Below are 22,686 nucleotides of genomic sequence, written 5' to 3'. Positions count from 1 at the left end.
CGGCTATCCGCTTCAGTGCTTGACGAACATTTCAAAGTCGTTGAACCCGTCGCAGAAAATATGCTCGACCTGCTCATTGAACAGCTCGTGCCAGTAGTTGTTTGTGTCCTGCGCCCAGATGCCGAATCTGTTGACACTCACGCACTTCTGCCGCCCCGGCGGGGTATTCGGAGTGATCACAGTCAACGTCAGGCTCGTGAGGTCTTTCCAATACAGGTGCTGTCCCGGCTTCGGCCCGCCCAGCAGGTTGACTTTGCTCCAGGTGTTCTGGAAGTCGCCGAACTTCTGAAGATGCTCCGGGTCGGTCTCGCAGCCGTTGTTGTTGGTCCGGACGAGCCTGGTCCATGTGTCGCTGCCGGACACCGGGTCCCGGTAGCGTGCCGTGACCCACGAGGGAATGCACTCATTGGTGTTGGACAGGCTGGTGACGTCGAACCACATGTTGAATGCTTTGAAATCTTCGTTGCCGGCAGCCGAGGCGGGCGCTACGCCGACCAGGAAGGCACTCAATGCCATTCCCAGCAGTATTGCAAACGCTCTTCGGCAGGACCGAAACGCGCGTCTGCCCATAGTGATCCCTTCCTTCCTCACTGTCCCAAACAACCTGGGCCTTTGGTGATCGAGATCTTCGGGGGGAAGTTTTCCGCGGAGACTACTGTCGTGGCGTCGTCGCCGTTATCCAGAAGAGGCGATCACGACCCTCACTCTCCTGCTCTCCACGAGTTCCTACAAGCGTGAGATCTGGACACCTCGGCGACCGTTGGCAGACCGGGAACACCATCAGCCTCGACCCCGGCCTCCTCATCGGCAGCGACTGGCGCATCGCCAGCGGTGTCACCCTCACCGTCACCGCAAATCCACACCTCCGACGCCCGCGTCCGCCAGCGCCCCGCCACGGCGTACCGCGACGCACCCATTTCCTGGCCGCGGTGGCGGCGAGTTCGGTGTCGAGTTCGTGCAGGCGGTCGGTGACGCGGGTGGAGTTCACCCTGCCCAGCAGATCCAGCGCAGTAGCCGTGGTGTGGTCGGCGGCTTCGAGTTGTCCGGCTTGGACCTGGGCGCGGGCGAGCGCGATGTGGTCGAGGGCGCGGCTGCGGATGCGGTCGGCGGGGCGTTGCTCGGTGCCTGCCTCGGTCAGTTCGATGGCGCGGGTGGCGCGGTGGGTGTCGTGGGTGGCCGCGATGGACTCGCATACGCCGGCGGTGACCTGGTACTCGGCGCTGTCGAACCAGGCGGCCCAGCTTGGTAGGGGCTCGCCTCGGTCGGTGGCCAGGGCGTCGGCGGCGGTGCCGATGGCCCGGGCGGATTCAGGGAGGTGGCCGAGGACGGCATGGCAGCGGGCCTCCAGGGTGCACAGGAAGGCGCGCAGGCGCCCGGGTGGGAGTTTGCGGGTGCCGTACGTGGGCGGCCTGGACGAGTTCGGGGGCGTCCTCGGCGTGTCCGAGGTGGTTGGCCTGACGGGAGAGGCAGTTCAGCAGGTGCCCGGCGATTCCGGCGCCGGCGGGCCCGGCTTTCCGGTCTCCCGGACGGTCCGGACCGCCCCGGCCCGGAACTCCGCGTCGTACCTCTTACATATCTCTGCCATCGAGCTTCCTCATAGCGGACATCTCCACACTACGAGGGGAGGGACACGTGCGTAGACGCGCATGTGTGCCGGAGCGTGCTCCGGCACACATGCCGCGCCGAGGCCGCTTGCAGTGATTCGTCGTGCTTCAGCGCTCCTGTCGGTCGGGCTTGTCGTGCTGACGGGAATGGCTCAAGTTGAAAAATGAACCGCTGGTGGGGGCTGCTGTGGGTAGCTGCCGCCGGGACGAGAGAGCCACGGCAGCAGGGGCGGGGAGGGGAATCGGGGCTGAGACAGGCAGGGATAGGCGATGTGCGACAGAAATGCGCTCATCCACAGTGCACCGAGCAGCCGCCCCCAGACCGTTGGCGAGTACTTCTTGCAGGCAGGACTGGCCCGGCCTGGTCGCGCGGCAGTGCTGCGGGAGGACGAGTGCCTGACCTACGAGAATTTGGCGCTCGGCGCGGAAGACTTGGCTCGGGAGCTCGCGGAGCGTGGGATCGGCCGTGGGGACAGGGTCGTGGTCGAATGCGATCCGGTCCCGCAGGCGGTGGTGGTCCTGGTGGCGTGCTCGCGGCTGGGCACCGTCTATGTACCGGTCGCTCCGGATGCTCCGCAGATCCGCAAGGCGGCGATCATTGAGGCGGTCAGGCCTTCGGCCTATGCCGTAGCCGCCGGACAAGAAGCAGCTCCCGGCGTCCCGGTGCACATGTATCTGTCAGTCGGCCGGGTGGCTGTGTCGGGCCGTGTCCCGGGGTACCCGGAGCACGTCCTCGGCGCGCCGAGGAGGATGACGTTGCCTACGTGATCTTCACTTCGGGTACCACCGGGCGGCCCAAGGGCATCATGATGACTCACCGGGCGGCGTTGGCCTTCTTTCGCGGGATGGCCTGGCAGGCGCCGGTCTCTTCCCAGGACCGCATCGTTTCTTTCGCCCCGCTGAACTTCGACTTCTCGCTGCTCGACCTCGGGTGGGCGGCGGGTGCGGGCGCGACGGTGGTCCAGGTCCCGCGGATGCTGCTGCGTCACCCTCGGCGTTTCGTGGGCTATCTGGCGCGCCAGCGGGGCACCTGGGTGAGTGGTGTCCCCTCGATCTGGCCGCCGGTGCTGAGGCATGCTGCGGACGCGCTGCGTGCATGCACCTGTCTGCGGGGGTGTTGCTCGGTGGCGAGTCCTATCCTGTCGCTCTGGTGCATGCGCTGCGGCGGGCACGGCCGGGGGTGCGGCTGATCAACGTCTTCGGGCAGTCGGAGTCGATCGCCTGCTCTTTCCTGGAACTGCCCGATCCGTTCCCGGACGACCTGCGGCAGGTGCCGGTCGGTCCCGCGTATCCCGGCGCGGAGATGCTCGTACTCGACGAGGCGGGCTGTGCAGTCGGCACCGGCGGGGTTGGTGAGCTCTTCCTGCGGAGCACCGCGTTGTTCTGCGGATACTGGCAGGACCCCGATGCCACCCGTCGGGCCCTGGTGCCGCTGCCGGGACGGCCCCGGTGCGGTGAGCGCGTCCTGCGCACCGGCGACTTGCTGCGCCGGGAGCCGGGTGGGCTGTTCAGCTTCGCGGGCCGCAGGGATCTTCAGGTCAAGGTCGGTGGCAACCGGGTGGAACCGGAGGAGATCGAGGCGCATCTGACCGCGCATCCCAAGGTGGAGGAGGCTCTCATCGTGCCCGTAGGCGGAGACCTGAGCACCCGCTTGGTCGCCCTGGTCGCCTGCGGGATGGAAGCGGCCGGTCTGGAAGACGAGTCGCACGCCTGGTGTGGTGCCCGGCTGCCGTCCTACATGACTCCCGCCTACGTGCTGACCGTTCCTGCGCTGCCGCGCACCGTGGGCGGAAAGCTGGACCGGCAGGCCGCGCATGACATCGCCCTGCGCCGGGTGGCCGTGGCCCGGGACGGCGCCGCGTATGCTCCCGCACGCCCGGCGGCCGGTCCCCTTCGGCCGCGGAAGCAACCACCAGCCGGACATCCGCTCGCCGAGCCCCTCGGTTCCCCGGTGCCGCACGTGACCGCGAGGAAACAGCTCGGGACGGGGAGCTGGGCCACCGCGGCTCCGGAAGGTGTCCAGATCGCCGCGGTACGGCTGCCCGGCCGGGACAACCGCCTGAGCGAACCGCCGCTGCGCAGCGCGCAGTCCGTGGCCGAGATGCTCGGCCCCGCCTTGGCCGGCCGGGATGACAGTGTGCCGTGGGGTTTCTTCGGGCACAGCCTGGGCGCGCTGCTGGCCTTCGAGACCGCGCACTGGCTCACCCAGCGGGGGCATCCCGGCCCCCGTGTTCTTGTTGTCGCATCCGCACCCGCCCCCCATCTGCCGTACAGCGCACCACCGTTGCACCAGCTCCGGCGGCAGCCTGCGGGGGCTGGGGTGCGGGTGGATCACCCGTGCGAGCAGTACCTGACGCAGTGGAAGGGGCAGACGGTCCGCTCAACGTGGTCGTTTCACATTGATGCGGCAGGCCGGCCTGACCGTGCTACGGCGGCGAATCTGACGGCGGGGATGGCCACCGTCCGAGCCCTGCCACCCCACCCCCCGACCGTCGTCTCAGGCCCTGGCCTGCGCCGGTAGTCTCCGCGGCGCGCTTTGATGGCTGCGCCGGCGCCTCGCTCCGGCTCAGGTCACTGGATTCCGGTGGCTCTGGTCACCATGCGTTGATGACCGGCGCGTCGGGTTCGTGCTGCCGCCAGGCCTCGTTGAGGCGCGCGAGCCGGTCCGCGGCGGCGATGCCGCGCAGGGACGCGACCTTGCCGTCGCTGACTTCGAACGCCACGGCGCCCACGACCCGGTCGTCGACCACGGCGACGACGGCCGGGGAGCCGTTGACCAGCGCGATGTGGAACGCAGGGGAGCCGCCGGCCAGCCGTCGCTTCGCCGGAGTGGGCTTGAAGCCGGCCCGCACGTAGGAGGCGACACGCTCGCGCGTCCTGTACCGTAGCAGCCGCCTGGCCAGTCCGGCACCGTCCGAGACCGCGATCACGTCGGCGGTGAGCATTGCCACCAGCCGTTCGGTGCGCCCCGACACGGCGGCGGCGAGGAACTCCTCGGTGATCCGGCGCGCGGACGCGGGGTCCACCTCGTCGCCGCCGCGGCGCTCGGCGGCGACCCGGCGTCGGGCCCGGTGGACATGCTGCTGGCTCGCGGACTCGGTGATGTCGAGGATCCCGGCGATCTCGGCGTGCGGGTACGAGAATGCCTCGCGCAGGACGTAAGCGGCCCGCTCGACCGGCGAGAGGCGCTCCATGAGGGTCAGTACGGCTAAGGACACCGATTCGCGCTGCTCGAAAGTATCGGCAGGGCCGAGCATGGGGTCGCCCTCGAGGAGCGGCTCGGGCAGCCAGTCTCCGGCAGCGCGCTCATGGCGCGCCTGCGCCGAGCGGAGCCGGTCGAGGCAGAGGTTGGTGACGACCTTGGTCAGCCAGGCCTCCGGCACCTCGATACGTTCCCGGTCCGCGGCCTGCCAGCGCAAGAACGCGTCCTGCACGGCATCCTCGGCGTCGGCCGCCGAGCCGAGCAGACGGTACGCGAGCGAGGCCAGCCGGCTCCGGCCGGCCTCGAACCGATCGATGGCTGCACTGTCCATGCGGAGCAGCCTATGCGGCGACCTTCGCACAGGGCTGGTCGGGCGTGGTGGCCAGGCGGTGCTTGCGCTTCGGCATGCCGAAGGTCGGGTGGGCGATGCTCCACCCGGCTCCCTTGAGGACGCCCGACTTGAGCCGCGCGGCGGTCCGGCCGCCCAGGTACCAGGACTTCGACCGGACGTCCTCGTCCACCATCTGGAAGATCGCGTCTCGCCGCCCGAGGCTGATGTGGTTGCCGTAGTACTTCAGGCCGGTGGTCGGGACCTTGCCGCCCGTCAGGCGCGCGATGATGGCGGCGGTCGCCTGCATGTTGGTGAAGCCGGCCGAGGCACAGGACATCGGCAGCGGTCGGCCGTTCTCGCCGATGGCGTAGGCGCAGTCACCGGCGGCGTAGACGTCCGGGTGCGAGACGGAGCGCATGGTGCGGTCGACGACGATCTGGCCGGTCTCGGCTATCTCCAGGCCGCTGGCGGCCGCGATGGGGTGCACGGCGAACCCGGCCGACCACACCGTCACATCGGCCGGGATGGACCTGCCGTCGGCGGCGATCGCCCGTGCCGGCTTGACGGCCTCGATGCCGGTGTGCTCGTGGACGGTGATGCCGAGCCGGTCGAAGGCCTGGCGCAGGTGACGGCGGGCCTTCGGGGAGAGCCAGGCGCCCAGCTCGCCACGGGCAGCGAGCACGACCGAGAGATCGGGCCGGGACTCGGCGAACTCGGTGGCGGCCTCGATGCCGGTCAGCCCCTCGCCGACGACCAGCACGGTGCCGCCCTCGCCCAGGCCGGCCAGGCGCTCGCGCAGACGCAGCGCCGAGGGCAGGCCGGTCACATCGAAGGCATACTCGGGCACGCCGGGGACGCCATGGTGGGCTACGGAGCTGCCGAGCGCGTAGAGAAGCGTGTCGTACGCGAGCTCGCCGTTGCCGTCCTCGCCGGTCACGGCGACGGTCCTGCGCTCGGGGTCGACGCCGGTGACGCGCGCCAGGCGCAAGTGCACCCCGGTGCCCGCGAATACGTCGGCGAGCTTGCGGAACGCGAAGTCCTGGCCGACCGCGAGCTGGTGGAGCCGCATCCGCTCAACAAAGTCGGGCACGGCGTTGACGACGGTGATCTCGGTGTCGGCGGGGGAAAGCCGGCGGGCCAGGTTTCCGGCGGCGAAGGCCCCGGCGTATCCGGCGCCGAGTACGACGATGCGGTGCTTCATAGCGTGGCTCCTGTCTCGTTCGCGTGCCCCTTGAACGAGACGGCGCCCCGATTGCTGACAGGAGTCGGCTGTGACGCGGGTCACTTAGGGATCGCAGAGAATCAACATGCTTACTTGATCTTGGCTTGGGTGGGGCTGGAAGCGAGGAACGTCGTGATGTCGGTGGGTGTGCGGAATCGGGCGGTGGAGGCGTTGATGTGATGGCCGTGCGTTTCCAGGAGGGGGCGGACTTCCTGGTTTGCGCGGCTGATGGTCATGGCGGTGACACCGAAGAGCTGACCGAGGAGGTCCATGGTGGCGAGCTTGCGCTGGTGGAGCACGGTGGCCAGGACCCGGTCGGCTGGAGCGAGCTTGGCTTTGGCTCCTGTGCCGGGGGCCACCAGGCGCTCATGACCTCGGCGGATGCGGAGTGTCCGCTCGCGTTGCAGTTCCAGCTGGGGCGTCAGAGTGTCGATCAGCTCACTGAGCTGCTCGCGGGGCATTCCGGTCAGTTCCGGGGCCTGCAGTGAATGCGGCGTCAGGCGATGTGGTGTGCTCGCCGGCGCCTGGTCCGCTGTGCTGTTGACCGGTGTCTCGTTCACGTGAGGTTGGGGGTGAAGGGTGTAGTTCCAGTCGCCGTGGAAGCGGTGCCGGGTGATCGGCAGGGCGGCGATGGCCTCGTCGCTGACCTGGATGCCGGTGGGGTAGGGGTTGGTATCGAGTTCGGCGTGGACTGTCAGGCCGGTGCGGGTCGTGGTCGCGGCGATGCTCTGGACAATGACTTCGTGGCTGGTCAGGGGTCTGCCACGCCAGTTCATGGTGATGTGGGAGAAGAGCCGGTGCTCAATCTTGTTCCACTTCGATGTCCCGGGTGGCAGGTGGCACACGGTGATCTCAAGGTTGGTTTCGGCGGCGAGGGCGGCCAGCTGAGTCTTCCAGCCGCGGGTGCGGTAACCGTTGGAACCCCGGCATCGGCGGTGATCAGCAATCGCCGGGCCCGTGGGTAGTCGTGCCGGCCGCGGGCCTGCCACCAGCGGCGGATGGAGGCGACGGCGAAGGCAGCGGTGTCGTGGTCAGTACCGACGTTGACCCAGCCGGTGTTCGCGACCGTGTCATAGATGCCGTAGGGGATTGCCTTGTCAGCCTGACCGGGGAAGTCATGGGTTTTGACCTTTACCGGTTCGCCCATGGGCTGCCACTCCCGCGGTGTTCTTGTAGTCGCCGACCAACTCCTTCTTCTTGGTGTCCACACTGATCACCGGGTCTCCTGCGTCCCGGTGATCGCGGGCTCGCTCGTTGAGGTAACGGAACTGGGCATCGCGGTCCGGATGTTGCTGGCCTTCGATTGTCTTGGCGTTGGCCTGCAGACTGAAGCCTTCCTCACGCAGCAGGTCGCCGACGGTGTCGGCCGAGACACGGTGCCCCTGGCGGGTGAGTTCGGCGGCGAGTGTTCTGGTCGACTTCACCGTCCAACGTAGAGGCGACATCGGATCGCCCCGCATATCGGGCTCGACCAGGGCAAGCAGTGCGGGCCGCAAGCCCGCGTCCAGCTCGGCGGCCTTCTTCCTGCCTCCGCCTGGCCGGCGGACTCGGCCCAGCGGGGCTTCCCCGGCCTCGAGCTCGACAACGCCTTTGCGGACAGTGGCTTCGCTGGCCTGAGCGGCCCGGGCAACAGCCCGGATCCCACCATGTCCCAGGATGCGGGCCTCGGCCCCCATCACCAACCGACGCTGCCGTTCATCCAGGTGCGGGAACAACACCGCGAACCTCACCGCGAGTTGCTCGTGCACCGACTTCGATATGCCCATACCACATCAACGAGCGTCAGAGAGGAAAGCAACACGTTGATTCTCTGCGATCCCTTAAGCGGGGTGGGTGGCTGGGCCTCCGGTAGGCGCTTGGGCTTGTCTTGGGCAGTCGAAACCCCGGCCGGCCTGAAGAAGCCCCGGCTGATGGCGGTCACCGAGTTGCCCGGGTCCCAGCTGGTCCGCGGGCTGGCCGCCTTCCGTGAACTGGCCGGGGAGAAGGACTGGCCGCCGCTGGTGTGGTCGGGTGAGCACGGCTACCACTTCTGCCTGGACCTCGACGCGCTGGAGGAGTGGGAACAGCAGTGGGCTGACGTGAAGTTCACGCAGATCAGTCGGGTCATCACCGGTGTCCTGGCACCGCACGCCAAGCTCTTTCCCAAGAGCCGCTGGGTGAAGTGCGTCGTCGCCCAGATGAACGCGGTCCAAAGCGCACTGGACATGATCGCCCGCCCGCAGATCCAGTAGCCGAAGCGGCGGACCGCACCACCACGAAGGAGAAGGAGGGGCCGGTCCCGGCCCGTCGGCCGCATCCCCGGGACCGGCCCCTTCTCCTTCTCTATGCGCGCATTCCGCTATCCTTCCGACACCACCGACGAAGAATGGGCACTCATCGCACCTTCTCTGAACTACGAGGAATCTCCTTCAGTCCCACCACGAAACGACGAACAGCCCTCGTTGTGCGGCCTCCACGTAGAAGTCCCTCAGCGCCATGAAGTGGGTCGTCAGGTAGGCCAATGGGTCACCGCTGAAGTCGCCGCCAGCGATGGTTTCGCGGCAGTCTGCCGGAATCTCGGCCATCACCCTGTCCCAGTCCAGCCCAGCAAGTTTCGCTGCGACGTCGGCCACGGAGGCCGGCGTGAGAGCCGTGGGAGTGGGCCCGAAGCCACCTGTTGCTTCCGGATGGCTCAGCACCGACACGTCGACGCTCGCATCACCGTTCAGCGCATAGTTGAGGGCCTCCAACGTGGGCGAATCCACCCCTGCGAGCTCGCAGGCATCGCGGAGAAAGCGCGGGGACCAGTCGAGGTCGATCCAATCCTCGGCAGGCGGGTCCCACTCGGGATCAGCGTCTGGGCTGACTGCTGCCGAAGCGCGGCACCGAGTGATGTATGCCCCGCTCACTCGGGCGAGTTGTTGTGTCACGGCCATGTACTCAGTATTCCCGTGGCGGCCTGTGCTGGGGAAACCGGGCCGAGGTCGCTGGGCGCGTCTAGGGAACGTATTGGGTTGTGATCAAGAGGTGCTGCGGGTGAGGTCTTTGATCCAGATCATCGCGGCACGGAGGTGGAGGCCGGCGAGGTAGCTTGCCGGGGTTTGGTCGTATCGAGTGGCGATGCCTCGCCAGGCCTTCATTTTGTTGATCAGACGCTCGACGGTGTTGCGTTCTTTGTAGAGATCGGGGTCGAAGCTGACGGGCCGGCCGCCGGTGCTGCCTTTCTTCTTCCGGTTGGCGGCCTGGTCCTTCTTCTCTGGGATGACTGCTTTGATGCGTCGTTTCCGCAGATGAGCGCGGTTGCCGCGGGAGGAGTAGGCCTTGTCCGCGGCGACCGCGTCAGGCCGGGTGCGAGGGCGGCCGATGCTCTGCCGGATGCGTACCTTCTTCAGCACGGGGATGAACTGCGGGCTGTCGGCGGCCTGTCCCGCGGTCAGCACGATGGCCAGCGGGCGGCACTTTCGATCGCTGGCGAGGTGGATCTTGCTGGTCTGGCCGCCTCTGGAACGTCCGAGCAGGGCGGCTTTCAAACGGACCTGGTGACGGCGCCGGATGCGGCGTCGTGCCTCCCGCTCGAGGCCATCTCCACCGTGTCCGTCTTGTTCTTCCGGGCCACCCCCTTTTGCCGGGCCTTCCCCTCTTCGGCTGAGGCTTTCTCCAGGGCGGCAAGGACGCCGGGGTCCAGATGCATCCCGGCGGCGTCGTGGTGAGCCCTGACCGTGGTGGAGTCCACGCTGACCAGGGACACGTCCACCTCACCCCGCCTCGCCGCCTGTGCGATCGAGGCCTCCAGCAGGGCTTCGAAGACACCGGCGTCCCTCCACTGACGGAAGCGGTTGTGGACAGTCGGCCAGGCGCCGAACTCGGACGGCATCTCCCGCCACTGCCCACCCGTACGAAACCGCCAGATCACGCCCTCGAACTGCTGCCGCAACCGCTCGGGGTAAGGCCCGAACCTGCCTACCGGCAGGAAGGGCTCGATGAACTCCCACTCCACATCCGTCAGTTGCGCTCTCGTCACATATGACGGTCTACCGGACCAGGACCCACCATGAGGTCGAATCGAACAAACTGATCACAATCCGATACACGCCCTAGTGCTCGATTCCGTTTTGGCGGGGTAGATGTAGAGGTGTGGGGGTGTCGGTCCGGGCTTCTCGGGGGCGAGTTGCTGTGCCGAAGCTGTTGTTGGCCCGTCCGGCGTCGGATGTGGTCGAGGAGGGGGAAGTCCGGAGGCTGGCCGGTGCCCGGCATGCTCCGGCGGACTGGATCCTGTGGGTGAGGATCGTCGTGCTGAGCGGGGAAGGGCACCGTGTCCCTGCCCTAGCGTCCCGGCTCGGGTGTCATCACAAGACGGTGCGCAAGTGGCTGCACCGGTTCAGCGTCCAGGGCTTGGAAGGGCTCGGAGACTGCCCCGGATGCGGCCGCAAAAGGCGTATCACCGAGGCCGAACGCTCGCGGATCATCGAGCTGGCCCGCTGTGACCCTCCGGGCCGGCTGGTGAGGGAGCCTTGGGGTGACCTGGCGGTCGAGGACGAGTGAGCCCCGGGCGAGTGGGCCCTGGACACTCTCACCGAGGCGGCCCGGCGCCAGGGTATCGACATCCAGCGCTCCCAGGTCCGCAGGATCCTGCTGGCCGAGGGTGTCCGCTGGCGTCGTACCCGTTCCTGGATCACCAGCCGTGATCCGGAGTTCTCCCCAAAAGGACCCGGATCGTCGGCCTGTACACGGACCCGCCGGAGGGTGCCACGGTGATCTGCGCGGACGAGCTCGGCCCCGTCATCCCGCGCACCTTCCCGCCCGCACCGGGCTGGTTACCGGACGGCCACCGCGTCAAGGCCGAGCTCGACTACAGCCGCAGGCCGGAGAAGACCTGGGTCTGCGGCGGCCTGCGGCCGGCCGACGGCCAGGAGATCACCATGCCCGCGGCCTTCCGCAACAGCGTCAACTACCAGAAGTTCCTCCAACTGCTGGAGGACGCCAATCTCACGGGTGACATCGTGGTCGTCACCGACAACCTCTCCTCCCATAACAGCAAGGCCACCCGCGAATGGCTGGAGGACCACCCCCGCATCCATCACGTCTTCATCCCGGTCGGCGCGTGCTGGCTCAACCTTCAGGAAGGCTGGTGGCGCCTCTTCCGCAAGGCGGCCCTGGCCGGACAGCCCTTCGCCGACCCCGACGAAATCGACCACGCAACGAGAGCCGCCACCGCCCAGCTCAACGCACGCGCCAAACCCTGGATCTGGGGCCGCCCTCCACCACCAACACGCCAGCTCCGGCGCCGTTTCGAGTACCGCCTTTGAGGAATCGAGCACTACTAGGCAGGTGGACTGGTTGGCCCACCACTCCAGATGCGCCATCTTCTCGTTATGATCCATTCCCCGAGCGTAAGCGCCCGTACTCCAGCATGGGCTGCTCGTTGAGTAGGGGTATGGGGCGGGGTGATCTGACTGATGCCGAGTGGGAACGGCTGCGGCCGTTCCTGCCGGTCAGCAACAGGCGTTGCGGCAGGTGGCGGGACCATCGGCAGGTGATTGACGGGATTTTGCACCGGGTGCGGACCGGAGAGCAGCGGCGCGATCTGCCAGAGCGGTTCGGTCTGTGGAAGACCATCTACGAACGCCACCGGCTGTGGTCGGCCGATGGCACCTGGGAACGTCTGCTCCAGCAGGTCCAGGCCGAAGCCGACGCGGCTGGGGAGATCGACTGGGACATCTCGGTCGACTTCACCATCGTCCGCGCACACCAGCATGCGGCCGGCGCCCGCACCGACCCGCCCCCGTCCTCCACCTCAAAGGGGCCGCGGCATCTGGTTCACCGACCGGGCGGTGGTCAAGGCACAGGCGGACGAGATCGTGGCCCTCGACCGGCGCGACGGCACCCGTCTGTGGGACGCCCCCACCCCCGGGTCAGGGACGGTCATGTGCCAGGCGTCCACCGATGCCACCAGCAACATCGCGGTCCTGGCCTACGGCAACGGAGAGGACTGCCACACCTTCTACGCCGTCGACCTCACCTCCGGAAAGCCCCTGTGGCAGCACCAGATCGACGCTGATGAATGGGCGCCCAGCGGCGGCACTCGCATCGCCCGCTCCGGGGACACCGTCGTCGTCTCCGCCGAGAAACACCTGGCCACCGCCTACCGCGTCAGCGACGGGAAAGAGTTGTGGAAGGACACCAGCCCCACTGCTTTCGACCTGAAATCCCCCCCGGGACGTCTGCCGGGAGGCAGGAGTACACCGGCGGCCGCCAGCTGATCCGGATCCAGCACTGCAACGTGGGGGACTTCAACCAGGACTACGACGTCGCCGCCGTCGACACCGCCACCGGCCACGCGAAGTGGACCTACCGGCTCAGCGAACGGGGCGGCCTGCTCGCGAGAATCCTCTCCACCAGCCCGGTCATCGTCCACGACTCCACCGCGAACTCCTTCTCCGGCGGCCTGGAGCCGCTCGTCATCGACGACAACGGCCGCCTGCGCACCCGCCTCGCCCCCGCCACTGACGGCGCGTACCTCCACAACGAGGGCGACGGCAGCCCGTTGTCTGAGGTGCAGATCAAGGGCCGGAACATCTTCATCGTCGCGGACAAGAAGGAATCCGACTCCAAGGGCAGCAACAAGATGATCGCCTGGGGCGGGGAGACAGGAAAATGCTCTGGGAGCAGAACCCCACCCCCGAAAAGTCGCAGGCATTCAGCACCGTGGTCGCCAACGACCCTGACGTCCTCGCCTACAGCTCCGCAGGACCATACGCTCCCAGCGCCCTGGTCAAATTCGACCCCGCCACCGGCCGGCAGACGACCGTGCACAGCTACCCGGCCGCCTCCCATGACGGAGCACGCGCCGGCTACCTGCCCCTGCCCCTGCCCTTCCTCGAACGCGGCACCCTCTACCTCTCCGCCGGCGACGTCACCGAACTCCCCAGCATGGAGACAGACAAGCGCGAGAAGGCACTGCTCGCACTTCCCGCCGACTGGCGCAGCCATAGCCCCTGCCACTCCGGATACCACGGGGGCAGGGGCTGCAGCCCTTCCCGTCCTCCGGTCCCGGCCGGTCATCCGCAGGCGCACACCATGTGGGTGAGGGCCCTCTTCCCGTCTTCCCGCGCTCGATGAGCATGGGCTCGTGCTCCTGCGGTCAGGTAGGAGACGGCCAGCCGCGCGGTGAAGAGGGCCAGGGCCTGGTACTCGGCTGGCGCGAGAGCATGTCCGCAGCCAGCGAGGAAGGCGGGTCCGGCAGCCCTTCGAGGATGCGCCGCAGCGGCGCAAGGAGGGTGCCCCGCCGCGTATCACCGAGGGACCGCCGCTCCGCCATGGGAACGGATGAGCAGGGCGGCGTCGACGAGGCCCTCGATGCCGGCTGCCGCGCCCACCGCGGCATGGCGGGAGTTGGGAACGCGAGAGGGAGGTTCCTCCGGCAGGGTGGTGGGGCACAGCCGACCGGGTGCGTGCACGACGAGCCCGTTCAGGTTCTCGGCGCGGCTGTCTGTCTCGGAGACGTGGCGGAAGTGGCTGAGGAAGCCGGGCCAGGCGTGCACTTCGAGGAGGGGTTCGGGCAGATCTACGGTGGGGATGCGGGCGTCGATGAACGCATGGGAGTTCGGGCGCCGCCGTGCTGCGGGCGCGGCGGGGCGGCAGCACCGAGTCACGACCGGGCACTGGCAGCGGTCGCCTCCGACAGCGGCTTCTCCTGTGTGACCAAGGCCAGGACGAGCGCCAGTGCCATGGAAGGAGTGGTCCAGAAAAAGACGGCCTGGAACGCTGTCACGCTCTCGGCGGCAGTCGGCCGCGGGGAGCGCAGGCCGGCTGCGAGGATCGTGCCGAAGAGAGCTGCGCCGAAGGCTCCGCCGAGGGTGCGGAAGAAGTTCAGCACGCCGGTGGCGGTACCGAGGTCCTCGTAGCCGACGGCGTTCTGGCCTGCCAGCAGGCAGACCTGCACGAAGAAACCGATGCCCGCGCCGGCGACGGCAAGGGGCACGATCATGGCGAGTGGGCGCGTGTCCTGGTCAGCGTGGCTGAGGGCGAGCATCGACAGGGTCACCAGGACCGATCCGGTCACGGGGTAGAGCTTGTAACGGCCGGTCCGGGTGATGAGCGGGCCGGAGATCGCGGCGGCAGCCACCAGGCCGAGGAGGAGGGGGATGTCGTACAGCCCGGCGACGAAGGCGGACTTGTGCTGCACGGTCTGGATGAACATGGGCACGTACAGCATGCCGGCGAAGAGCACCAGAGCGGCGAGGAAGAACTGGGCCGTTGCCAGGCTGAAGACAGTGGAGCGGAACAGATGCAATGGGGTGATTGGCTTGGCCGTTCTGTGCTCGACGTACACGTAGAGCGGCACAGAGACGATACTGAAGGCGATCAGGCCGAGTACGACACCCGAAGACCACGCGTAGGCGTGGCCGCCCCACGTCATGAAGAGCATCACGGATGCGGTGAACAAGGTGGCGACCAGCGCACCGGGAACGTCGACCGGCCCACTGTCATGCGCGGGACGGGGCAGGTGGAGGTTCGCCGTAACCATGGCGAAGGCGGTGATGCCGATCGGCAGGTTGACGTAGAAGATCCAGCGCCAGGAGAGCCCCTCGGAGAACGCGCCGCCGAGCAGTGGTCCGGTAACAAGGGCGAGGGCGGCAGTCATGCCCAGCAGGGCTTGGTGCCGGGCGCGTTGCCGCGGTGAGGCGAGATCGCCGGTGATGGCCAGCACCAGCGAGGTGATGCCTCCTCCGCCGATGCCCTGGAGGGCTCGGAAGAGGGCGAGCAGCGGCGCACTGTTGGCCGTGCCGCTCAGCAGCGAGCCGGCCAGGAAGACCACGATGGAGAACTGGAGGATCTTCTTGCGGCCGTGCAGGTCGCCGAGCTTGCCGAAGACCAGTGCTGTGACGGCGCTGGTGAGCAAATACGCCGTGACGATCCAGGAGATGTCGGCGGAAGCCCTCAGGTCCGCGCCGATACTCGGCAGGGCGGCGGCAACGATCGTCTGGTCGAGGTTGGACAGGAACAAGGCGAGCATCAGCGGAAACATCACCGTCATCGTGTCCGCTGCCCGGTCATGTGCAGGCCGCCGGATCGAAACGGCTCAGCAGCCGGACGAGCCTGCCGGTCGACCAGGGCCAGCAGAAGTCGTTCCGCCCGCCCGGGCCGAAGTAATAGCTCGCACAACCACCCGCGTTGTACACCGTGGTCCGCAGTGCCTTCTGCACCGCGGAGTTGTATGACGCCTGGACAGACGGTGCCACGTCCAGCGAAGCGGCGCCTTCTCTGCGCAGGTGGTGCAGTGCGCCGCAGACGTAGGTGAGCTGGGCTTCGAGGACCGTGACGGCGGACGTCGCTCCGCTGAGGAGATTGGGGCCCAGCAGCAGGAAGAGATTCGGGAACCCGCTGACCATGGTGCCGAGGTATGCCTCCCGTCCGCCGCGCCAGGCGTCGGCGAGCGTACGGCCGTCCCCGCCGTGCACCCTGCCGGCCAGCGGCAGTTCACCGATGTGGAATCCCGTCGCCATGATGATGGCGTCCGATGCTTCCCGCGTGCCGTCAGCACCCACGACCTCATTCCCTTCCACGGCCACAACAGCGGTGGGGTGCAGGTGCACATGGGGCTTGGCGAGTGCCGGGAAATAGGTGCTCGATGACAGCAGGCGCTTGCAGCCCATGGTGTAGTGCGGCGTGAGCACCCGGCGCAACTCCCGGTCGCGGACCGCCAGACGTAGCTGTGCCCGCGCCGCGCTCTGCAGCAGCCGTGCCAGTGGCGGGTGGCGGAAGGCGTAGACGAACGCCTCCTGCATGCCGTACTGGCCTGCCCTTACGGCTCGGTGCAGTCCCGGGACACGGCTCAGACACCAGTTAACGGCAGGCGGAATCGCGACGTCGGGCTTGGGCAGCACCCACTGGGGGGTGCGCTGGAAGAGGTGCACGGCCGCCGCGCGCGCCTCGATGGCCGGGACAAGCTGGATGGCTGAGGCACCGCTGCCGACCACCGCCACGCGCCGGCCGGACAGCTCGACGGACTCGTTCCACCGTGACGTGTGCAGGACCGGGCCGGGGAAGCTGCCGAGGCCGGGGATTTCGGGCCACCGTGGGCAGTGCCACGGGCCGGTCGCCAGCACCAGCGCCCGGGCCGTGCAGGCACCGTCCGTCGTCTCCAGGAGCCAGCGCCCGGCCGATGCGTCCCAGACAGCCCGTCGGACCTCCACCCCGCACCGCAGCACCTCGTCGACTCCGTACCGGCAGGCAGTCGCGCGCAGATAGTCGCAGATCTCCCGCTGCCCGGCGAAGACTCTGCGCCCGCCCGGGTTGCCGGTGAACGAGTAGCAGTACAGCGCCGACGGGACGTCGCACGCACAACCCGGATAGGTGTTGTCCCGCCAGGTACCGCCGAGCTCTCCAGCCTTCTCCAGCACCACAAGGTCGCGGAAGCCTGCCTGACGCAGTTGTATGGCGGCCCCGATGCCGGAGAACCCGGCACCGACCACCACGACCTGCGCTTCCCCTGCCTCCTGGTGTGCAGTCGGCACCGGGACCCCCTTGCGACGTGCCCACGATCCGTTTCACCACCACTCTGGCAAAAGGTGCGGGAACCCCGTTAGAGCGCAAACCGGCGCACAAACGGGGCTCCCCGCTCCGCACAGGGGCGCAACGGCGGATCCGGCCGCCGCGCACCGGGGGACGTCACTGGCTCGTCCGCACACAACAACGCGTCCGTCAGCTCGAACAGCTCGTCCCCGCGCGCGGTCATGCAGCCGAACAACAGACTCACCTTCACGGCCTTGGTCTTGATCGGTGCATCCTGAGTCGGAGCACATGATCAGGCGAAGGTTGCCTCAACGTCCGGCGAATGCCCAGGTAGGCGGCCTAGTTGGAGGCGTATTTCGACGACGGGGTTCGGAAGAGGTTAAGAACAAGCCGAGAAGCTGTACACAAGGTGCGGCGGGCACGTCCTCGCTGGCATGCGCCGTCGGCTCGTGGCACGGGCGGACTGAACGTGGTGCGCGCCCTGACAGCCGTGGCCGAGTGCCCCGATACTGATGACATCACCGGCCCGACAGAAGGGGGTAGTTGCCGTGATCGGACAGCGCATGGCCGCTGCGGCATTGCCGCCGCCGGTGTCGGGCGGACGGCCGTTGGTGGGCCACGGTGTGGAGTTTCTGCGCGACGGCGTGCGGATGCTGGAGCGGGGGTACCGCGAGCACGGGGAGGCATTCACGCTCCTGCTGGGCCGGGAGCCCGTCCCCGTCCTGGTGGGCCCTGAGGAGGCCCGGTGGTTCCTGCACGAGACGGGCCACAGCCTTTCCATCGGCGAGGGCATGGACTTCCTCAAGAAGATGTTCGGGCCGGACTTCTACCTAGTCGCCGGACCGGAGGAGTATCAACGGCAGCTGCCCGCCACGATGCTCCCCTTCCGCGGCCGGGCGGCTCAGCAGCGCGCGGAGCTGATGACCCGGCACGCGGCGCTGTTCTCGGCCCGGCTCGGTGACCGGGGCACCCTTGAGCTGACCTCCGGCTTCGCGGAACTCGTCCTGCGGACCGGCGTCGAGGCATTCCTGGGGCCGGGTATCCTGGAGCGCCTCGGACCCTACGCCTTGCGCGAGTTCCGCGCCTTCGCCCGGGGCCTGGACCCGGTCACGCCTGCTTGGTTGCCCGCGCCGCACTTGCTGCGCGCCCACCGCGCCCGGGACCGGCTCCGCACAGCGGCGGGCACACTGGTCGAAGAGCGCCTGCGGCACCCCGCCGACCCTCCCGACATCCTCCAGGAGCTGGTGCGCCTCCATGCGGAGCAGGGCATTCCAGCGCGGCGGGAACAACTCGCCAACCGGGTCCTGAGCCTAGCCCTCGGCAGCCACAACGACACTGCGAGCTCCCTGGCCTGGGCCCTGGCCGACCTGCTCCGGCACCCCGCCGAGCTGGCCGCGGTGCGCGACGAGATGGGCGCGGACCCATCCCGCACCGCGCCCGTGGACCCGGATACGGTCCGCAAGCTCTGCCACCTCCACCGCGCCGTGCAGGAGACGATGCGCCTGCACCCTCTTCCGCCCGTCCTGGTGCGGCGGACCCTCCGGGACGTCGAGGTCGCCGGCTGGGTCCTTCCCCGGAACCACCGCGTCTTCATCACGCCGCTACTCACCCACCGGCTTCCCCGGCTCTTCGACAACCCCCTGAGCTATCGGCCCGGCCGCTACCTTGCGGATCCCAAGGCGGCCCAGAACATTCTGACGTTCGGCGGCGGAGTGCACCGGTGCCGCGGCGAACAGTTCGCCTATCTGGACATCAAGATCACCATTGCGCACCTGGTACGGGACTTCGACCTCGAATTGCTCGACACCGATCCGCGGCCGGTCCGCAAGATGGGGCGGCACTGTCTGCAGGGCCCCTGCCGAGTGGCCTACCGGCGCAGGGCGGTGTGACCGCTCAGCCCGTAGACGCTGTTCCGCCGCGACCGGGAGCGCCATCGCCTCCGGTAGAGGCCCTTTGCGCATCGCGGGTGCCAGCACGGAGGCGGCCGCCATGAAGGCATGGCCTCCTCCACAAACGCGTACCCCTCACCTGCTGAGGACGACCACGGAGAAGTCGAGGACAGGGGGCCGGGCTCACTCTGGCAGGTGCACCTGGCGGGCCGCCCGCTCCTCCTTCCCAGGGGGACGGGCTGTGCTCATTGTCCGGAAGCCTGCGGCCACCTGGCTCGCGGCCGACGTCGCGGGCGCCGGCCGCGTCGAGCACCCTGCGGATGGTCTTGGGCGCGACGCCGTGCCGGGCGAGCACCTTCCTACTCGACCCCCGAGTCCGACGTGATCCCACACCGCCGCACCGGGCCGCGGCCATTCGATGACGAGTTCGGCGGCCCGTTGTTCCTTGGATATCGAGCCAGGCGGTCACCGCCGCCGGGTCGTCGTCCTGGTGGAGCTCGAGGGAAGTGAGGTGCTTGTCCCGGGCGCGGCGGGCTGCCTCCCGCACGAGGGAGTGGCTGCCGATGTTCTCCTTGCAGCCGCGCTTGAGGAGAGCGTGGAAGGCGCGGCTGTCCAGGTGGGACCTGACCCGTGGCTAGGCCCGCGGGCCCGCGGTGCCGGTGCCGCCTGGCCTCCCGGGGCGACGCGGTGCCTGGTGCCTGGTGCCTGGTGGGCGGGGTGGTGGAGGGGGTGCGGGTGGCCGGGCCGCCCCGCCCCGCCGGTCATGCCCCGCCGGTCACGGGCAGCCGCCGGTCATGCTCCGCCGGGCCGGTCGCGGGTGGCCGGGCCGGCGGGGGGGGGCTGGTGGTACCGGTCCGTCCGTGTCTTCGTCTGGCGGCGCCGGTCTGTTCTTCGCGCAGTGCAGTGCAGTGCGGCCTGTGTCCGGGGTTACCGGCCGAGCGGGCCCCGGGGTCCGAACCCTGTGTCCGCGAAGCGTTCGCCGATCCGCCGGTAGCCGGCCGCGTCCGGGTGCAGGCCGTCGGGAAGGTCGCCGGCGTTGCCGGGCCGAAGAGGGTGCGCCCGTCGAGGTAGTGCAGGTTCCGGTCGTGCTTGCCGCGTTCCTGGGCGATGCGGGCGAGGGTTTCGCGTACGGCGTTCAGTGTCAGGGCGCCCTGGGCCACGTCGGCGCGTTTCCCGGTGGCCTTGATTCCTTCCGGGTGCTGAGGGTGGGGCCGGGGACGTCCTCGACCGCCGGGCAGGTGATCGGTGAGATCAGCAGCAGTGGGGTGGCGGGGTGGCCGTCGCGGACCGTGTCGAGGAAGCCGTGCACCGCCGGAGTGAAGGTCCGCCGCCGGAACGACGCGGCGTTGACGGTGTTGATGCCTACCTTGAGGCTGATCAGATCCGCGGGGGTGTCCGGATGGTGCGTGCGACGTAGGGGTCGAGCATGGCGTTGCCGGCCTGGCTGAGGTTGACCAGGTCCGCCCCGGCGGCTGTGGCGGCTACGGCGGCCAGGTGCCCGTGGGTGCGTCGGCCTCGATGCAGTGGCTGATGGAACTGCCGTGATGGACCCAGCGGCGGCGGCCGCTGGGTGCGGGCGGTACGACTTCGGCGTCGGCGCGCAATGCGAGCAGTTCGGTGCGGGTCTGCTGCGGCAGCCACAGCTCGACCTCCTTCACCCCGGCCCCGAGCCACGCCGAACCGCACTGTGCCCGGGCGCCGGCTCGAACCGCTGCTCACCCCGCGGATCGGACAGGCGTACGACGTTGCCGACCGGAACCCCGGCCCGCCGGCTTCCCGTCCACCACCAGGTCCACTGCTCCCGGCCCCAGCGGGCCCGCTTCGCCGTCGAAGTGCCACACGGTGGTCAGCACGTCGAGCTCCAGGGCACGCGCCCTGGTACGGAACACCAGGCGGACGCCGGTGGGCATGTCGGCCACACCCGGGTGAACGCGTCCGGGTACTGCGTCCGGGTCCACGCGGGCAGCCGCAGCGGCAGCACCCCCGCCCCGGTGGTCTCCAGCTCCAGCGCGCCACGGAACTCCACCGGCCCGCCGGTCAGGGGGATCTCACGCATCGACGTGGTCATGGGGGGCCTTTCGCTTCCTGCCTCTTGCCGTCAGGTGAACACCAATGCGCGGGCCGCGGATTCTGTTCCCCCTCCACCTGCCGGCGCGGGGAGCCGGCTGTGTCCTGGATGCGGGGGCCGGGCCGCCGCGGGTTCGCCTCCCGGCGCGCCGCACCGGCGGCGTGCACGGACCTTTGCGTGCCGGTGCCCCGGGGGGGCTTTCCCTCCCGGGGGCACCGGCACACCGCGCTTCGCCGGCGGATGCTTCCTAGTGGACGGTCTTGTAGCTGAGGGCCGGGTAGGTGAAGTTGGCCCAGTGCAGGCTGCCGAGCCCGAAGTGCCAGTCGCCGGGCTTGCCGGGGAGGCCGGGGAAGCAGTCGTGGTGGTAGTAGACCTCGATGTCGGAGGTGGTGAAGTTGACCGCGGAGAGCGCGGGCTGGGGAGGTTCTGGCAGCCGGTGTTGCCGGTGTCGGCCGGTGTCTGTCTGCCGGTCAGGTCGCTGCCCGCGGAGAAGTACGCCACGGGGCGTGGGGCAGGTCGACCGCCGCGGCGGGCTGGGCGGCGGCGGTGCCGCCAGCAGCACGGCACCGGCGACGGCGAGTGAGCCGCCTGCCAGGTGTTTCTTCCGGCGTATGGCCATGAGGGGTACTCCCTTGTCAGCGACGTCGTCGGAGCGGCCCGCGGCCCGGTGGAACAGTGCCCGGGCGGCAGGCCACCAAGCTTCTTGCATATTCAACCGCTCAACCGGACGGCGTCAATTCACTTGAGCGACAACCGAGTTCACCGACCGAATCCAGCCAGGAAAGACACTGGAATCCGCCGCCCGTACGCCATCCGCAGTGTTCATGCCGGGCCTCGGCCTCGAGCCGACGCTGCCCGCGTGCGCCGCGGTACTCAAGGGTCTGCCGGTCGAGGTACGCCGTGCCCCGTCGGGTGTCCGCCGCCTCCGTCCGGTGCCCGTTCCTCTGCTCCGGCCGGAGCCGCCCGGCGGTGCGGGTAGGGGTGGATTGAGCCGCCTCTGGATGGGTCCGGCTGGATCAGGGAGACCGCGACCGCCAGGTCGTTGAACGTCTTGGGCCGTAGCCGGGGCAGGGTGGACATCTGCGCTCTCGGCTCGGTCTGGAAGCTCGGGATGCCCGGATCACACTGCCTGGCGCTCGTTTCGGGGCGTATGGTCACTTCCGGTCGTCTCACCGCCTTCGGTTACTCCGAGGGGGTGAGCTGTTCGCGTACCCATGCGGGTCGGGGTTGATGTGCGGCCGGCCTGCTACGACGATGGTCGGTACGGTTTCGTCCCCGCCGGTGGCCGCCCGTACCGCCGCGGCTCCGGCGGGTCACGCCAGATGTTCACCCAGTGCAGCTGGCGGGCGCTGCGCCCAGTTTGAGGCGCAGTCGCAGGCAGTACGTACAGCCTGGCCGCCAGAAGACGACCGGTCGGCTGTCGGCCGCGCTGCGGCGCTGTGCCTCCCGTGCGCTGACGGCCGCGGGAAGACAGGGGTGAGTGGATGCCTGCGAGCAGTACGAACATCGGCAGGAGCACTGCGCCGTGCCGGGGCTTCCGCTGAGGCCGGTACGGCGCCACGGCTGAGCGCAGAGCATGAACAGCGTCGGCAGGATCCAGGAGCGTGTCATGGGATCGCAGGCTACCGGTGGTCCGGAAAAGTTTCCGGACCGGACCGCTCGCCGGGGTTCCCGCGGGTGAACCGCGGGCCGTGCGGCCCGCGCGGAAAGCGTGCTGGGCACGGAGCGGGCCGCGCCGGCCGGACCGGGCCCGGATGCTGGGGGATTTCAGGGTGTCAGATCATCAGGAGCAGCCGTGTGTGGGGCACCAGTTTCCGGTTCACGCTGGTGCTCTGCACGAAGATGGTGAAGTCGTCGTTGTGGTCGGGCTTGACGC

Annotated in this window: 21 protein-coding genes and 5 pseudogenes; 10 read left to right on the top strand and 16 right to left on the bottom strand. The window is 68.9% G+C overall.

Going from position 1 to position 22,686, the window contains the following annotated elements:
- Window positions 1-12: 12 nt before the first annotated feature.
- Window positions 13-516, bottom strand: coding sequence for a hypothetical protein (locus AF335_RS17185; protein ID WP_146045546.1), 504 nt, complete (start codon window positions 514-516; stop codon window positions 13-15).
- A 136-nt stretch (window positions 517-652) separates the two neighbouring features.
- Window positions 653-1,369, bottom strand: coding sequence for an NsdA family TPR-like regulatory protein (locus tag AF335_RS36805; RefSeq protein ID WP_483409772.1), 717 nt, complete (start codon window positions 1,367-1,369; stop codon window positions 653-655).
- Between the two features lie 505 nt (window positions 1,370-1,874).
- On the opposite strand from AF335_RS36805, the gene AF335_RS17175 reads away from it, so the two are divergent.
- The 3 genes and pseudogenes from AF335_RS17175 (at window position 1,875) to AF335_RS36205 (ending at window position 4,125) form a co-directional block, all read left to right on the top strand.
- Complete coding sequence (locus AF335_RS17175; protein ID WP_102919288.1) at window positions 1,875-2,372, top strand: AMP-binding protein; 498 nt, start codon at window positions 1,875-1,877, stop codon at window positions 2,370-2,372.
- A pseudogene (locus AF335_RS36210) lies at window positions 2,369-2,940 on the top strand (AMP-binding protein); the annotation flags it as partial. The gene AF335_RS17175 and the pseudogene AF335_RS36210, both read left to right, overlap by 4 nt.
- A 90-nt stretch (window positions 2,941-3,030) precedes the next feature.
- Entirely contained in the window at window positions 3,031-4,125 is a 1,095-nt protein-coding gene (locus AF335_RS36205) for a thioesterase II family protein (RefSeq protein WP_425329122.1), read from the top strand.
- A gap of 73 nt (window positions 4,126-4,198) precedes the next feature.
- On the opposite strand, the gene AF335_RS17160 is transcribed toward AF335_RS36205, so the two are convergent.
- The 3 genes and pseudogenes from AF335_RS17160 to AF335_RS17150 form a co-directional block, all read right to left on the bottom strand.
- On the bottom strand, window positions 4,199-5,137 hold the full coding sequence (locus tag AF335_RS17160) for a sigma-70 family RNA polymerase sigma factor (RefSeq protein WP_102919285.1): 939 nt from the start codon (window positions 5,135-5,137) through the stop codon (window positions 4,199-4,201).
- A gap of 10 nt (window positions 5,138-5,147) precedes the next feature.
- Entirely contained in the window at window positions 5,148-6,338 is a 1,191-nt protein-coding gene (locus AF335_RS17155) for an NAD(P)/FAD-dependent oxidoreductase (RefSeq protein WP_102919284.1), read from the bottom strand.
- Between the two features lie 110 nt (window positions 6,339-6,448).
- Window positions 6,449-8,125 (bottom strand): annotated as a pseudogene (locus tag AF335_RS17150) (ISAzo13 family transposase).
- A gap of 96 nt (window positions 8,126-8,221) precedes the next feature.
- On the opposite strand from AF335_RS17150, the gene AF335_RS17145 reads away from it, so the two are divergent.
- Window positions 8,222-8,590 carry a RacP protein gene (locus AF335_RS17145; RefSeq protein ID WP_146045545.1) on the top strand — a complete coding sequence of 123 codons (369 nt, stop codon included), beginning with the start codon at window positions 8,222-8,224 and terminating at the stop codon, window positions 8,588-8,590.
- Window positions 8,591-8,767: 177 nt separating this feature from the next.
- On the opposite strand, the gene AF335_RS17140 is transcribed toward AF335_RS17145, so the two are convergent.
- Together AF335_RS17140 and AF335_RS17135 are read right to left on the bottom strand one after the other, a co-directional pair.
- On the bottom strand, window positions 8,768-9,274 hold the full coding sequence (locus AF335_RS17140; RefSeq protein WP_102919282.1) for a DUF1877 family protein: 507 nt from the start codon (window positions 9,272-9,274) through the stop codon (window positions 8,768-8,770).
- 84 nt (window positions 9,275-9,358) lie between these two features.
- Window positions 9,359-10,359: pseudogene (locus AF335_RS17135) on the bottom strand (IS5 family transposase).
- 152 nt (window positions 10,360-10,511) lie between these two features.
- Between AF335_RS17135 and AF335_RS35665 the strand changes: the two are divergent.
- The 5 genes and pseudogenes from AF335_RS35665 (at window position 10,512) to AF335_RS34100 (ending at window position 13,457) form a co-directional block, all read left to right on the top strand.
- Window positions 10,512-10,880 (top strand): helix-turn-helix domain-containing protein, encoded by a 369-nt coding sequence (locus tag AF335_RS35665; RefSeq protein ID WP_244927063.1) that lies wholly within the window; start codon window positions 10,512-10,514, stop codon window positions 10,878-10,880.
- A 209-nt stretch (window positions 10,881-11,089) separates the two neighbouring features.
- Complete coding sequence (locus AF335_RS17125) at window positions 11,090-11,644, top strand: transposase (RefSeq protein WP_102919281.1); 555 nt, start codon at window positions 11,090-11,092, stop codon at window positions 11,642-11,644.
- Window positions 11,645-11,772: 128 nt separating this feature from the next.
- A pseudogene (locus tag AF335_RS34685) lies at window positions 11,773-12,222 on the top strand (IS5 family transposase); the annotation flags it as partial.
- The gene (locus tag AF335_RS17115; RefSeq protein ID WP_170127727.1) at window positions 12,170-12,598 is read left to right on the top strand and encodes an outer membrane protein assembly factor BamB family protein; all 429 of its coding nucleotides are present in this window, start codon (window positions 12,170-12,172) and stop codon (window positions 12,596-12,598) included. The pseudogene AF335_RS34685 and the gene AF335_RS17115, both read left to right, overlap by 53 nt.
- A 394-nt stretch (window positions 12,599-12,992) precedes the next feature.
- On the top strand, window positions 12,993-13,457 hold the full coding sequence (locus AF335_RS34100; RefSeq protein ID WP_146045543.1) for a hypothetical protein: 465 nt from the start codon (window positions 12,993-12,995) through the stop codon (window positions 13,455-13,457).
- 173 nt (window positions 13,458-13,630) lie between these two features.
- Here the strand turns inward: AF335_RS34100 and AF335_RS17105 are convergent, their stop codons facing one another.
- Genes AF335_RS17105 through AF335_RS17095 form a run of 3 tightly spaced genes read right to left on the bottom strand, consistent with a single transcriptional unit; the run spans window position 13,631 to window position 16,855 of the window.
- The gene (locus AF335_RS17105) at window positions 13,631-13,990 is read right to left on the bottom strand and encodes a hypothetical protein (RefSeq protein WP_146045542.1); all 360 of its coding nucleotides are present in this window, start codon (window positions 13,988-13,990) and stop codon (window positions 13,631-13,633) included.
- The gene (locus AF335_RS17100) at window positions 13,987-15,366 is read right to left on the bottom strand and encodes an MDR family MFS transporter (protein ID WP_228773616.1); all 1,380 of its coding nucleotides are present in this window, start codon (window positions 15,364-15,366) and stop codon (window positions 13,987-13,989) included. Before AF335_RS17100 ends, AF335_RS17105 begins: the two co-directional genes overlap by 4 nt.
- Window positions 15,367-15,391: 25 nt before the next feature.
- Window positions 15,392-16,855 carry a flavin-containing monooxygenase gene (locus tag AF335_RS17095; RefSeq protein WP_184744072.1) on the bottom strand — a complete coding sequence of 488 codons (1,464 nt, stop codon included), beginning with the start codon at window positions 16,853-16,855 and terminating at the stop codon, window positions 15,392-15,394.
- A gap of 546 nt (window positions 16,856-17,401) precedes the next feature.
- Between AF335_RS17095 and AF335_RS17085 the strand changes: the two genes are divergently transcribed.
- On the top strand, window positions 17,402-18,742 hold the full coding sequence (locus AF335_RS17085; RefSeq protein ID WP_170127726.1) for a cytochrome P450: 1,341 nt from the start codon (window positions 17,402-17,404) through the stop codon (window positions 18,740-18,742).
- Window positions 18,743-19,883: 1,141 nt separating this feature from the next.
- On the opposite strand, the gene AF335_RS36650 is transcribed toward AF335_RS17085, so the two are convergent.
- The 6 genes and pseudogenes from AF335_RS36650 to AF335_RS35655 all read right to left on the bottom strand — a co-directional run bounded on the left by AF335_RS36650 (window position 19,884) and on the right by AF335_RS35655 (window position 22,421).
- The gene (locus tag AF335_RS36650; protein ID WP_425329120.1) at window positions 19,884-20,051 is read right to left on the bottom strand and encodes an SGNH/GDSL hydrolase family protein; all 168 of its coding nucleotides are present in this window, start codon (window positions 20,049-20,051) and stop codon (window positions 19,884-19,886) included.
- 172 nt (window positions 20,052-20,223) lie between these two features.
- Window positions 20,224-20,400: a hypothetical protein gene (locus AF335_RS36645; RefSeq protein WP_425329119.1), complete on the bottom strand. Its 177-nt coding sequence runs from the start codon at window positions 20,398-20,400 to the stop codon at window positions 20,224-20,226.
- A gap of 188 nt (window positions 20,401-20,588) precedes the next feature.
- A complete protein-coding gene (locus AF335_RS36640) occupies window positions 20,589-20,810 on the bottom strand; it encodes a hypothetical protein (protein WP_425329118.1) in 222 nt (73 codons plus the stop codon).
- 247 nt (window positions 20,811-21,057) lie between these two features.
- Window positions 21,058-21,429: a hypothetical protein gene (locus tag AF335_RS17075; protein WP_244927062.1), complete on the bottom strand. Its 372-nt coding sequence runs from the start codon at window positions 21,427-21,429 to the stop codon at window positions 21,058-21,060.
- Between the two features lie 254 nt (window positions 21,430-21,683).
- Window positions 21,684-21,968 (bottom strand): hypothetical protein, encoded by a 285-nt coding sequence (locus AF335_RS36635; RefSeq protein WP_425329117.1) that lies wholly within the window; start codon window positions 21,966-21,968, stop codon window positions 21,684-21,686.
- Window positions 21,969-21,992: 24 nt separating this feature from the next.
- Window positions 21,993-22,421, bottom strand: a pseudogene (locus AF335_RS35655) (thioredoxin domain-containing protein).
- Window positions 22,422-22,686: the final 265 nt, after the last annotated feature.

The sequence above is a fragment of the Streptomyces eurocidicus genome (assembly GCF_002891295.1).
Lineage (GTDB): Bacteria > Actinomycetota > Actinomycetes > Streptomycetales > Streptomycetaceae > Streptomyces > Streptomyces eurocidicus.
Note: the sequence above shows the minus strand (reverse complement) of the source record. Positions and strands in the feature narration are given on the sequence as shown.